Annotated in this window: 17 protein-coding genes; all 17 read left to right on the top strand. The window is 27.1% G+C overall.

Features of this window, described 5'->3' with window-relative positions; genetic code table 11:
- Positions 1-2 precede the first annotated feature (2 nt).
- A complete protein-coding gene (locus ACKTTQ_RS11060; RefSeq protein WP_113787063.1) occupies positions 3-701 on the top strand; it encodes a lycopene cyclase domain-containing protein in 699 nt (232 codons plus the stop codon).
- Positions 691-1,164 (top strand): TspO/MBR family protein, encoded by a 474-nt coding sequence (locus tag ACKTTQ_RS11055; protein WP_408049232.1) that lies wholly within the window; start codon positions 691-693, stop codon positions 1,162-1,164. The genes ACKTTQ_RS11060 and ACKTTQ_RS11055 overlap by 11 nt, the downstream gene beginning before the upstream one ends.
- Positions 1,165-1,175: 11 nt before the next feature.
- Positions 1,176-1,835: a TetR family transcriptional regulator C-terminal domain-containing protein gene (locus ACKTTQ_RS11050; protein WP_408049231.1), complete on the top strand. Its 660-nt coding sequence runs from the start codon at positions 1,176-1,178 to the stop codon at positions 1,833-1,835.
- Positions 1,832-3,142, top strand: a complete 1,311-nt coding sequence (locus ACKTTQ_RS11045) for an ABC1 kinase family protein (protein WP_408049230.1) — start codon at positions 1,832-1,834, stop codon at positions 3,140-3,142. Before ACKTTQ_RS11050 ends, ACKTTQ_RS11045 begins: the two co-directional genes overlap by 4 nt.
- Positions 3,143-3,757 (top strand): flavin reductase family protein, encoded by a 615-nt coding sequence (locus ACKTTQ_RS11040; RefSeq protein ID WP_408049229.1) that lies wholly within the window; start codon positions 3,143-3,145, stop codon positions 3,755-3,757.
- Between the two features lie 32 nt (positions 3,758-3,789).
- Positions 3,790-5,208, top strand: coding sequence for an SDR family oxidoreductase (locus ACKTTQ_RS11035; protein ID WP_113787067.1), 1,419 nt, complete (start codon positions 3,790-3,792; stop codon positions 5,206-5,208).
- 2 nt (positions 5,209-5,210) lie between these two features.
- Positions 5,211-5,360: a DUF2256 domain-containing protein gene (locus tag ACKTTQ_RS11030; protein WP_113787068.1), complete on the top strand. Its 150-nt coding sequence runs from the start codon at positions 5,211-5,213 to the stop codon at positions 5,358-5,360.
- A complete protein-coding gene (locus tag ACKTTQ_RS11025) occupies positions 5,330-6,631 on the top strand; it encodes a DASH family cryptochrome (RefSeq protein WP_408049228.1) in 1,302 nt (433 codons plus the stop codon). The genes ACKTTQ_RS11030 and ACKTTQ_RS11025 overlap by 31 nt, the downstream gene beginning before the upstream one ends.
- Before the next feature lie 10 nt (positions 6,632-6,641).
- Positions 6,642-8,171, top strand: coding sequence for a cryptochrome/photolyase family protein (locus ACKTTQ_RS11020; RefSeq protein WP_408049227.1), 1,530 nt, complete (start codon positions 6,642-6,644; stop codon positions 8,169-8,171).
- A 75-nt stretch (positions 8,172-8,246) separates the two neighbouring features.
- The gene (locus ACKTTQ_RS11015) at positions 8,247-9,713 is read left to right on the top strand and encodes a cryptochrome/deoxyribodipyrimidine photo-lyase family protein (protein ID WP_408049226.1); all 1,467 of its coding nucleotides are present in this window, start codon (positions 8,247-8,249) and stop codon (positions 9,711-9,713) included.
- Positions 9,714-9,715: 2 nt separating this feature from the next.
- Positions 9,716-10,141 (top strand): hypothetical protein, encoded by a 426-nt coding sequence (locus ACKTTQ_RS11010; RefSeq protein ID WP_093871088.1) that lies wholly within the window; start codon positions 9,716-9,718, stop codon positions 10,139-10,141.
- Complete coding sequence (locus ACKTTQ_RS11005) at positions 10,128-10,403, top strand: TIGR03643 family protein (protein WP_113787303.1); 276 nt, start codon at positions 10,128-10,130, stop codon at positions 10,401-10,403. The genes ACKTTQ_RS11010 and ACKTTQ_RS11005 overlap by 14 nt, the downstream gene beginning before the upstream one ends.
- The gene (locus ACKTTQ_RS11000) at positions 10,404-10,817 is read left to right on the top strand and encodes a 6-pyruvoyl trahydropterin synthase family protein (protein WP_093871089.1); all 414 of its coding nucleotides are present in this window, start codon (positions 10,404-10,406) and stop codon (positions 10,815-10,817) included.
- Positions 10,777-11,475, top strand: a complete 699-nt coding sequence (gene folE, locus ACKTTQ_RS10995; protein WP_113787073.1) for a GTP cyclohydrolase I FolE — start codon at positions 10,777-10,779, stop codon at positions 11,473-11,475. Before ACKTTQ_RS11000 ends, folE begins: the two co-directional genes overlap by 41 nt.
- Positions 11,472-11,696 (top strand): hypothetical protein, encoded by a 225-nt coding sequence (locus ACKTTQ_RS10990; protein WP_093871091.1) that lies wholly within the window; start codon positions 11,472-11,474, stop codon positions 11,694-11,696. The genes folE and ACKTTQ_RS10990 overlap by 4 nt, the downstream gene beginning before the upstream one ends.
- Before the next feature lie 35 nt (positions 11,697-11,731).
- Positions 11,732-12,409: an SDR family NAD(P)-dependent oxidoreductase gene (locus ACKTTQ_RS10985; RefSeq protein WP_408049225.1), complete on the top strand. Its 678-nt coding sequence runs from the start codon at positions 11,732-11,734 to the stop codon at positions 12,407-12,409.
- A 3-nt stretch (positions 12,410-12,412) separates the two neighbouring features.
- Entirely contained in the window at positions 12,413-12,943 is a 531-nt protein-coding gene (locus tag ACKTTQ_RS10980; RefSeq protein WP_408049224.1) for a CIA30 family protein, read from the top strand.
- Positions 12,944-12,958 lie beyond the last annotated feature (15 nt).

The raw sequence follows: 12,958 nt of genomic DNA, 5'->3' as shown, positions 1-12,958 counted from the left end.
CAATGAACAATTACTTATATCTCATATTAAATTTAGGGAGTTTAAGTATTCCTTTAATGTATAGTTTTTTTGAAAAAGAATTTCACTTTATTCAATATTTTAAAGCAGTTGTATTAAGTATTGTTTTGGTAGCGATACCATTTTTAATATGGGATGGTATTTTTACTTACTATGGAGTTTGGGGATTTAATCCAGATTATCATTTATCAATTGATATTCTAGGAATGCCACTTGAAGAATGTATGTTTTTTTTCTGTATTCCTTATGCTTGCTTATTTACTCATGAAGTTTTAAAATTCTATTTACCAAACTTTAAGTTATCAAAAGGAACAACAATTATAGTTTCAACTTTGCTATTGGTATTAGTGTGTTTTTTATTAATTTTTAATTTTGGTAAATGGTATACTACTGTAAACTTTATATTTTTCATACTATTATTAATTTATAGTATTAAGAATCATTTACATGTTTTAGCTAATTATTTGCCAAGTTTTATAGTAATAATGATTCCATTTTTATTAATAAACGGAATTTTAACAGGAAGTTTTATTGATGAACCAGTAGTATGGTATGATAATACTGAAAATTTAAATTTTAGAATATTTACTATTCCATTTGAGGATGTGTTTTACGCTTTTAATTTACTGTTTTCAATACAATTATTGTTTAATTATTTAAAAAAAAGGGAGCATGAAAAATAAACCTCTTGTACGCTTTGTTGTTTTTTTAATTGTTAATTATTTAGCGTTATATATAGGTGTAATATTAATGGAAAATGGACCTAGAGCTGAATGGTACCTTTCGCTAAATAAAGCTCCGTGGACTCCGCCTGGATGGGTGTTTGGTGCAGCCTGGTCATCAATTATGTTCTTCTTTTCTTTCTACATGACTAAATTGAGCTTTAAGTTTAATTTTTTTAATAAAGAATTGATTGTATTGTATAGTGTTCAGTGGATATTGAATGTAAGTTGGAACTTAGCTTTCTTTAATAATCATCAAACTATATTAGGACTTGTAGTAATAATAATTTTATGGTTATTAATAGGTTATTTTACTTTTAAATACATAAAAACCTTAGGAGTTTATACCTTATTAATAGTACCTTATTTGGTTTGGATGACTATCGCAACTAGTTTAAATGCTTATATAGTTTTAAACAATTAAAATAAATAACAATGGCTCGAAAAAAAAATATAACAGCACATAAAATAATAGAATTATATATGGATGAAGTATTAATGGGAACAAATACTTCAAGTACAATATATGCTTTTTCAAAGAATAATAATTTTGAAGAAAGTGAATTCTATAGACACTTCAATAGTTTTGAAACTCTTGAGAAAAAAGTTTTTGCAATTTTTTGTAGTAAAACGGTTGAATTATTATTAAAAAATGATGATTACAAAATGTATGATTCTAAAAGTAAATTATTAAGTTTTTACTATACATTTTTTGAATTGTTATCAGCTAATAGGTCCTATGTAACTTTAAAGTTGAAACAAAACAAGAATAAATTAGAATCTTTAAAATTATTATCAAAATTAAGATTAGAGTTTCAAGAATATATTTCCGCAGAAATTCACACAGATAAAATTGATTTTAAAAATAAAACAGCAAATAAAATTCATGACAAAGGGTTTTTAGAAGCTTCATGGATGCATTTACTATTTACAATCCAATTTTGGCTAGATGATGAGTCAGAAAATTTTGAAAAAACAGATATTTTTATTGAAAAATCAGTGAAAGCAAGTTTTGATTTAAGAGATATAACACCTGTTCAAAGTGTGTTTGATTTTGCTAAATTTTTGTGGAAAGAAAAAATGCCTACAGTATGAAAAGTATAGATAACATTCCAACATCAAAAATTCAACGTGCTTCTAAATTAATTACTACTGGATTAAAAGTAGGCGTTAATTATGCTAAATACTATGGAGAGAAGATAGTAAAATCAGAAGAGGAGGCTAAGGAAAATTTAAATGAAGCTAATGCAACTGATATTTATGATGGATTAAAAACCTTAAAAGGATCAGCTTTAAAAGTAGCACAAATGTTAAGCATGGAAAAAAACATTTTACCAAGTGCTTATGTAGAAAAATTTTCATTATCGCAATTTTCTGTTCCGCCATTATCGCCTCCTTTAGTTGTGAAAACCTTTAAAAATTATTTTAAAAAATCACCTTTAGAAGTGTTTGATACGTTTACTGCTAAATCAGTGAATGCAGCTAGTATAGGGCAGGTTCATAAAGCAACTAAAGGAAGTAAGAATTTGGCAGTTAAAATTCAATATCCTGGAGTGGCTGAAAGTATTTCTTCTGATTTAGCAATGGTGAAGCCAATAGCTATTAAAATGTTTAACATAAAAGGGGAAGGTTCAGATGAGTATTTTAAAGAGGTTGAAAATAAATTAACCGAAGAGACTAATTATGTATTAGAACTTCAACAAAGCAAAGAAATTGCTGAACAGTGTAAGAATATACCAAATTTGAAATTTCCAAATTACTATTCTGAATATTCCTCAGAGAAAATTTTAACTATGGATTGGATGGAAGGAGTTCATTTATCGGAATTTACTTCAAAAAATAATTCTGTTGAAGTTTTAAATAAAATAGGACAAGCTTTGTGGGATTTTTATATGTATCAAATGCATGTATTAAAAAAAGTACATGCAGATCCACATCCAGGTAATTTTTTGGTTTCAGATAAAAATGAATTGATAGTAATTGATTTTGGGTGTATGAAAGAGGTTCCTGATAGTTTTTATGTACCCTATTTTGAATTAGCTCAAAAAGAGAATATAGAAAACCCTGAGTTTTTTGAAAGTAAGTTATATGAGCTTGAAATTTTAAGAGATGATGATACTGATGAAGAAAAGAAATTTTTTAAATCATTATTTTATGAAATGTTATCTCTTTTTACCCAACCTTTTCATGAAGAGGTATTTGATTTTTCAGATGACGTTTTTTTTAATAGAATAGCTGAGTTAGGTCAGAAATATGCTAAAAGCACTGAATTAAAAAAAATGAATGGTAATAGAGGTTCAAAGCATTTTATATATATAAACAGAACATTTTTTGGATTGTATAATTTAATGCATGATTTAAAAGCGAACCATATTCAAATTAATAACTTTAAAAGTTTATAAATGTATTTAACAAGGGCTTATATTGATAGTTTAGAGCATTTGTATAAAATTAACTTAATTAATAGTGTTTCTGGTTTTAAATCAGCGAATCTAATCGGTACTAAATCAACAAAAAATATAACTAATGTTGCAGTTTTTAGTTCAGTAGTTCATTACGGTTCAGCTCCACCAATACTAGGTTTCGTGGTTAGACCTAGTTCTGTTAGGCGAAATACATATGATAATATTAAAGAAACAGGTTATTTTACAATAAATCATATTCATCATGATATTATTGAAGATGCACATCATACTTCTGCTAAATATTCATCAGAAATATCTGAATTCGATAAAACTAATTTAAAAGAAGAGTATTTGAATGATTTTTATGCTCCTTTTGTTGAAGGCTGTCCAATTAAAATTGGATTAAAATATATAGATGAGTATTATATAAAAGCAAATGGTACAATACTAGTTTTAGGAGAAATTATCGATTTGCATATTAATGATTCGCTAATAAAAGAAGATGGTTTTATCGATTTATTAGAAGGTAATGTTACAGCAATTAATGGATTGGATGCTTATACAGTTCCAAAAATAAAAACAAGGCTAAGTTATCAAAGACCTAAAAACTAAGGTTTTTCTGTAATTGCCTAAAAATAATATATATGAAAATACTTATTACAGGCACTACAGGTTACATAGCAAAACGTTTAATTCCTAGTTTACTAGAAAATAATCACAGTTTAGTTTGTTGTGTTCGCGATTTAACTAGAATTCCAGAGGATTTAAAGAATAAAAAGCAAATAGAATTTCTTAAAATAGATTTTTTAAATGTAGAAGCTGTTAGCGTTCCTATGGATATTGATGTAGCATATTATTTAATACACTCTATGTCTACAAGTAGTGAGAAGTTTGAAGAGTTAGAATATACATGTGCTATAAATTTTAAATCTATAATAGAAAAAACTATTTGTAAGCAAGTAATTTATTTAAGCGGTATTGTTAATGATGAATCATTGTCAAAGCATTTACAGTCTCGTTTTAAGGTAGAACAAACTTTAAAATCTAATAACTATGGACTAACAACATTTAGAGCAGGAATTATTGTAGGTAGTGGTAGTGCTTCATTTGAAATAATACGTGATTTAGTAGAGAAGTTACCGGTTATGGTTGCTCCAAAATGGCTAAAAACTAAAACGCAACCAATTGCAATAAGAGATGTTTTAACATATTTAAATAAAGCTTTGTTAGAGGAGAAGTTATATAATGGTTCTTATGATATTTATGGACCTGAAGTACTCACTTATAAACAGATGCTACTACAGTTCGCTGAAGCTAGAAACTTTAAAAGGTTTATTTTAACCTTACCAGTTTTAACTCCTAAATTATCTTCTTATTGGTTGTATTTCGTTACGTCTACCTCATTTAAATTAGCTAGTTCTTTAGTAGATAGTATGAAAGTAGAGGTAATAGGAAAACCTTCTAATATTAATTCTATAATAAAAATTGAACCTATTTCTTATAAGGAAGCAGTTAATAAAGCCTTTGCTAAAGTAGCCCAAAATTCAGTTATATCTAGCTGGAAAGACGCAATGATAAGTGGGGTTTTTAATAAACAATTAGGGCAATATATTAATGTACCACAGTATGGCTGTTTTAAAGATGTAAGAAGTAAAGAAATAGTAAATGAAAAGCAAACTTTAGATAAAATATGGAGTATTGGAGGAGAAAATGGTTGGTATACATTCAACTTCTTATGGAAAATGAGAGGATATGTAGATAAGTTATTTGGAGGAGTTGGATTAAGAAGAGGTAGAAGACATAAAACAGATTTAGTTGCTGGTGATGCACTAGATTTTTGGAGGGTTCTTTTAGCTGATAAGGAAGAAAAAAGATTACTACTGTTTGCTGAAATGAAACTTCCTGGTGAAGCTTGGTTAGAATTCAAAATAGTAAAAGGAAAGTTGTATCAAAGAGCTGTTTTTAGGCCTCAAGGTATATTAGGAAGGTTGTATTGGTATAGTGTTTTGCCTTTTCATGCTTTTGTTTTTCAGGGTATGTTAAATCATTTAGTGAAAAAATAATAGTGAAAGGCGTAAAGAAACAGCATCTTCCTTTTAAAACATGTTTAGTGTGTAAATTACCTTTTTCATGGAGAAAGAAATGGGAAAAAAGTTGGGATACTGTTAAATACTGTAGTAAAAAATGCAGAAAAAACTCAAAAAATGTACTTTAGTATGGTTTAGAAATGATCTTAGACTTCATGATAATAAAGTTTTAGATGAAGCTATAAAAAAGAAACTTCCAATAATTGGCATATTTCTATTTAATAATGAAAGTTACTTAAACAAAGCATTCGGATATAGAAAGGTTGGCAAATTCCGTTTAAAATTCCTAGCAGAAACAGTATTATGTATTCAAAACAAGTTGAAAAAATATAATATACCATTGTTTATTTATAATAACTCTGTTAAAGAAGTTTTTTTTGAATTAAATAAACATTTTGAAATAGTAAATCTATTTTTTCAAAAAAATTGGACTCAGGAAGAATTAAATGGAGAAGAAAAAGTTATAGTTCATTTATCAAAAAAGACAATTGTTAAGCCAATTTTTAATCAATTTTTATTTGATGTAGATGATGTAATGAATTTGTTTTCTGAACTTCCTAGATCATTTAGTAGCTTTAGAAAGAAAATTGAAAAACATTGCGATGTTCCTAAACTATTGAATTATAAAATACCACTTCAAGATAAAATAGATGTAATGTTAGGGGAGACTTTAGAGTTTTTTCAAGCAACAAATTATGAGCCTAAATATAAAAAACAAACAGCATTCCCCTTTGAAGGTGGAGAGGATGAGGCTATTAAAAGAGTAAATGATTATTTCTTTAAAACTAAAAATTTAACAGTTTATAAAAAAACAAGAAATCAATTATTGGGTATTAATTATAGCTCTAAATTTTCTGCATGGCTGGCTAATGGCTCTCTTTCTCCAAGATTTATTTATTGGAAAATTAAAGAGTTTGAAAATAAAATTATAGCTAACGAATCTACGTATTGGTTGTTTTTTGAGCTTTTATGGAGAGAGTTTTTTAAGTACGTATCTATGAAGCATGGTAATTTAATTTTCAAAAAAGAAGGTATTCAAAATAAAAAAGTTAATACTAAAATAGATAATAAAGTAATAAAGAATTGGGTAGAAGGTAATACATCGGATGATTTTGTTAATTCAAATATGTTAGAATTAAAGCGAACAGGGTGGATGAGTAATAGGGGGAGACAAAATACAGCTTCATTTTTTGTTCATGACTTAAAACAAGATTGGCGAATAGGTGCAGCATATTTTGAAAGCCTACTACTAGATTATGATGTACATAGTAATTATGGGAACTGGATGTATATAGCTGGGGTTGGTAATAATTTAAGAAACAACCCTTTTGATGTAAAAAAACAGGCAATATTTTATGATCCAGAAGGAGAATACAGAAAAAAATGGTTAAAGAGTTAAAATAAGTATTTTGAAAACATTAAGACTAATATTAGGAGATCAACTGAACATAAAACATTCTTGGTTTAAAGAAGTAAATGATAATGTATTGTATTGCATGTTTGAAACAAAGCAAGAAGCTAGTTATGTTAAGCATCACATTCAAAAAATAGTTGGTTTTTTGGGGGCTATGAGAGATTTTTCTGTTAAGTTAAATGAAAAGAGACATAGCTTGATATACTTTAAAATAAATGATGAAAATAACTTTCATGATTTTAAAAATAATATACTACAATTAATAGAAAAGGAAGATATTAAACATTTCGAATACCAATATCCAGATGAGTATAGGTTAAATGAAGAATTAGAAACATTAGCTTCTAGCTTACCTATAAGTACATCTGTACTTTCTTCTGAACATTTTTATACAGAAAGAGAAGAGCTAACTGTTTTTTTTAAAGATAAAAAACAAACTGTTATGGAGTCTTTTTATCAATATATGCGAAAAAAACATCAAGTTTTAATTGAAAATGACAAACCTGTAGGAGGAAAATGGAATTTTGATAAAAGTAACAGAAAAAAGTGGAAAGAAGAAAGCCTTATTCCTATACCATATGATATAAAACACGATGTAACAAAAATTGTAGCAGAAGTTAAAAGAGCTGGAGTCAAAACATTTGGTACTATTAATGAAAGGTGTTTTGATTATCCGTTAAATAGAAATGAGGCCATTGGGCAGCTAAATTATTTTGTTAAAGAGTTGCTACCTTTATTTGGAGATTATCAAGATGCTATGAATGTTAATGAAGTGTATCTTTATCATTCAAAGTTGTCATTTGCTTTAAATATAAAATTAATAACTCCAAAGGAGGTTGTTAAAAAAGTTGAGACATCATATTATAATGATGAAGCTATAAGTATATCACAAGCGGAGGGTTTTATTCGTCAAATTTTAGGATGGAGAGAGTTTATGAGAGGTATGTATTGGAAGTTAATGCCTAATTTTAAAAAGACTAATTTTTTTGAACATAAAAATAAGTTACCTGATTTTTTTTGGACAGGGAATACTAAAATGAATTGTGTTAAAAATTGCTTGAAAAATTCATTAAACAATTCATATGCACATCATATTCAAAGATTAATGGTTTTAGGAAACTTGGCTTTATTATTAGAGGTAGATCCTGAAGAAGTAGATAAATGGTACTTAGGAGTATATATTGATGCTATAGAATGGGTACAATTACCAAACACAAGAGGGATGAGTCAATATGCTGATGGAGGAATCATAGCTACAAAACCTTACATTTCTAGTGCGAATTATATTGATAAAATGAGTAATTATTGTTTAGACTGTAGTTATAATAAAAAAGATAAAACTTCTGTTAACGCATGCCCTTTTAATAGCTTGTATTGGAACTTTTTAGCTTCAAAACAAGAAAAGTTGCAAAAAAATAGAAGAATGTTTATGATGTTTAATCTTTTAAACAAGATGGATTTAAAGCTTCTAGAATCAGTTAAATCAAGGGCTAAGAGTATAATTAATGAACCAGATAACTATTGATTGTTTATTTTGTTTAACTAAACATTGTTTTTGTTAAACAAAAATAGTATCTTTGATTAGGTTAGTATTATAACAATGATCAAAGAAGAAAAAATAGCAGTTGTTTGGTTTAAAAGAGACCTTAGATTACATGATAATGAAGCAGTTTTTAATGCAATTCAGTCAGGTAATAAAGTGTTGCTTTTATATGTATTTGAACCAATTCTTTTAAATGATCCTCATTATTCGGAAAGACACTGGAACTTTATTAAAGAATCTATTTATGATATAAATAAAGAATTAGAAAAGCTAAATACAAAAGTTTTAGTTGTACAATCAGAAATACTTCCAGTTTTTAGTTATTTATCATCACAAAAAAAAATAAAATCTGTTTTCTCTCATCAAGAAACAGGCATCCTAAAAACATATAATAGAGATAAAACTTTTAAGCGATTTTGTAGTAATAATTCAATTGATTGGATAGAGAATATTAATAATGGTGTATTTAGAGGAAGATCTGATAGAACTAAATGGAAAGAGGATTGGGAGTCTTATATGCAATCTAACCAGTTTCTATTTAATCCAAAGTCTCAAAATAATTTTGTTAATCAAGAAGAAATAGAATCTTTAGAAAAGAATTTAGATAAGTTATCATTAGAAACAAATAAAAACACTTCATTTCAATTTGGAGGAAGATCAACAGGGATTAAATATTTAAATTCTTTTTTTAATGAACGTTATGTTAATTATTCTAAACATATATCAAAACCTAATGAAGCAAGAAAAAGTTGTAGTAGACTTTCTCCATACATAGCTTGGGGAAACTTATCAGTTAGAGAAGTTTTTCAATATGCACAAGGGTATAGAATAAAAGCAAAAAATAAAATAGCTATTGATGCATTTACCTCACGACTAAGATGGCAAGCACATTTTATTCAAAAGTTTGAAATGGAATGTATTATGGAAAGTGAAAGTTTAAATAAAGGGTTTCATAAATTAAAAAAAGAAATTTCTGAAAAATACCAAAAAGCTTGGATAAATGGATTAACTGGAGTTCCTTTTATTGATGCATCAATGCGTTGTTTAATAGAAACGGGATATATAAATTTCAGAATGCGAGCAATGCTTGTATCCTTTTTCATTCATAATTTATGGCAACCATGGCAAGATGCTTCTAAATATCTTTCAAAAATATTTTTAGACTTTGAACCTGGAATTCATTTTCCTCAATTACAAATGCAAGCTGGTGAAACAGGAATCAATACTATTAGGATTTATAATCCTATAAAAAATGGTTTAGAACATGATTCAGATGCTAAATTTATTACAAAATGGGTTCCAGAACTTGAACAACTACCTGTAAGGTTTAGGCATGAACCTTATAAATTAACAACCTTAGAGCAAAAGTTATACAATTTTAACCTAGGTGTAAATTATCCTAAACCTATAGTAAATATATCATCTACTAGAAGGAAAGCATCAGATGTTATATGGAATATGAGAAAAGATAAAGATGTAATAGAAGAAAGTATTCGAATATTAAATAAACATATAGTTAAGTAATTATGCTAGTTTTTAATACCACATACACGGATAAAAGTGAAGAAAATGAAATAAACGCATTGGTTGGTTCACCATTTTCTTTAATTAAAAAAATAAAATTAAAAGGAATTGGTAGCAAGAGGATGATAATTTATTCTGTAAGTGAAAATTTTAAAAAGTTAATAAACAATGTTTCAGACATTAATTATGCAAATATTGAATTAAGACCGAAAGGTATTATAGTACATTTTACACAACAACTCAAACGATTTTCGTGGGTAATACCTTATTACAAACTTGTAATTTTTAATGGAGATTATTTTAGTATTCATTCCAATTCAAGTTATATACAGCTAACTAAAGGAAAACGTAAAAATGAAAATAAAAGTATTATTCAGAAAATACTTTTATTAAAAAGTAAAATAAGTGAAGAGTATCAATTTAGATAACGATTTAGATTTAAATAGAATTATAGAGATGGCTTGGGAAGATAGAACCACATTTGATGCTATTAAATTCCAATTCAATTTAAAAGAACAAGATGTAATAGTTTTAATGAGGAAAACCTTAAAGCCTTCAAGCTTTAAATTATGGAGAAAACGAGTACAAGGAAGGAAAACTAAACATGAAGCTAAGCGTACTTATGATTTAGGTCGGTTTAAGTGTTCAAGGCAACGCAGTATTAGTAATAATAAGATATCAAAAAGATAAATGAATAAAATAGCGATAACAAGGAAAGAACACTTTAATGCAGCGCATAGGTTACATAATAAACATTGGAGCAAAGAAAAAAATGAAGAAGTTTTTGGTAAGTGTAATAACCCCAATTATCATGGACATAATTATGATTTAGAAGTTACAGTTATAGGTCATATTAATGTAGATACTGGGTATGTTATTGACACCAAAATATTGTCAAGTATTATTAAGGAGAAAGTATTAGAGCCATTTGATCATAAAAATTTAAACCTAGATGTTCCTTTATTTAAAAATAAAAACCCAACAGTAGAAAATATTGCAGTAGTAATATATGATGAAATAATAAAAGAAATTTCCAATGATTTGGAATTAAAAATTAAACTTTATGAAACACCAAGAAACTTTGTTGAATACCCTTATAAATAAAAATTCATTAAATGATTTTTCAATAGAAGATATAGGAGACGATCATTTATATACAGGAATAGATACACCTTTAAAAAATGATGCATTTTCATTATCTGATAATGAGAAAAAGGAAAAAATAGCTAGTCTTTTTTCTCAAATAATGGATGTTATGGGGTTAGATTTAACTGATGACTCATTAAATGGAACACCTAAGCGAGTAGCTAAAATGTATATAGATGAAATTTTTTCTGGTTTAAACCCTAAAAATAAACCTAAAATAGCCTTGTTTGATAATAAATATAGGTACAATCAGATGTTAATTGAGAAAGACATTCAATTTTATTCTAATTGTGAGCATCATTTTGTACCAATAATAGGTAAAGCTCATGTTGCGTATGTTTCCTCAGGAAAAGTTATTGGGCTATCTAAGTTAAATAGAATAGTGCAATATTATGCAAAACGACCTCAAGTACAAGAACGTTTAACAAATCAAATAGCAACAGATTTGCAGGCTATTTTAAATACTAAAAATGTAGCTGTTATTATTGATGCGAAACATTTATGTGTATCATCTAGAGGTGTAAAAGATGATTCATCCTCAACAATTACCTGTTTTTATGGAGGAGTTTTTAATACAAAAGAAAAAATAGTTGAATTACAAAATTATATAAAATGAGTACACTAAATTTAATGGAAGAAGTTCTAAATTTTGAGAGTAATTATAAAAGTTTTAGAACTAGAAATGAAAAAATATTAGCTTCTAGAAAAGCGAAGGAATTGGTTTTGTCATTAAATAGTATCTATAAAAAAACAAAAGATAAAACCTTAATGGATACAATGAAGCGTATAACAGAAATTAAAAGAAAAATAGAGAAGAGGTTAAGGGGAAGAATGTAAAAAGAGTAATTATAATTTAAAATTATTATTTAAAGATGAAAACAGTTCTTGTAGTTGGAGGAAGTAAAGGTATTGGAAAAGCAATAGTTGATAAATTGAAGAATACTTGTAATATTATAATTATGAGTCGTTCTAAAGTTGATATTAGTGATAATGTGACTCAGTATTCATTAGATGTTTTAGCAGATGACTTACCAGATATTGAAAAAATAGATGGATTAGTATATTGCCCTGGTAGTATAAACTTGAAATCACTTACTCGCCTTAAAATAGAAGATTTTCAAAATGATTTTAATATTAATGTTTTAGGAGCTGTAAAAGTTATAAAAAAATACGAAAAATCATTAATTAATAATCAAGCAAGTGTTGTACTATTTAGTACTGTAGCAACGAAACTTGGAATGCCTTTTCATGCAAGTATTGCTGTTAGCAAGGCAGGAGTTGAAGGTTTGGCTAAATCTTTAGCTGCTGAATATGCTACAAAAATTAGATTTAATGTAATTGCTCCAACTGTTACAGATACACCTTTAGCAGCTCGTTTATTGAGAAATGATAAACAAAAAGAGACAATGAAAGAACGTCATCCTTTAAAGGATTATTTAGATCCTAAAGAAGTAGCTGCTTTGGCTAACTATTTATTGTCTGATGAATCTAAATCTATTTCAGGTCAAGTGTTTCCTATAGATGCTGGTATAATAAGTTTAAAGCTTTAAATTATGAAAAAATTAATTTTATTGTGTGCTTTTATGTTATTTAATAATGAAATTACAATTGTTGATTTTAAAAAATCAATTAAAGTAAATGATTGGTACCAAACTAATGATAGCGTAATGGGAGGGATATCTACTTCTAATATGATTATTAATGATAGTGGTGTAGGTGTTTTTAAGGGAAGTGTTTCTACTGAAAATAATGGAGGTTTTGCAATGACTCGATTATCAGTAGATGTAAATTTAAAGAAGTCTTCTAAAAATGTTATTTTAAGAGTAAAAGGAGATGGGAAAAAATATCAGTTTAGAATAAAATCAAGAAAATACCAAAGATATTGGTACGTTCAATCGTTTCAAACTTCAAACGAAATGGAAGAAATTGTGATTCCTTTAAAGAGCTTTTATGCGTCTTTTAGAGGATATAAATTGAACATTGATAATTTTTCTGAATCAACAATAAAAGAAATAGCTGTATTAATAGGAAATAAGAAAAATGAAGAATTTAAATTAACAATAGAAAAAATTAGTATAAATTAAACGCACTATGAGTAA

Origin of the sequence: Tenacibaculum halocynthiae, assembly GCF_964512825.1 — a bacterium.
GTDB lineage: Bacteria > Bacteroidota > Bacteroidia > Flavobacteriales > Flavobacteriaceae > Polaribacter > Polaribacter halocynthiae.
Note: the sequence above shows the minus strand (reverse complement) of the source record. Positions and strands in the feature narration are given on the sequence as shown.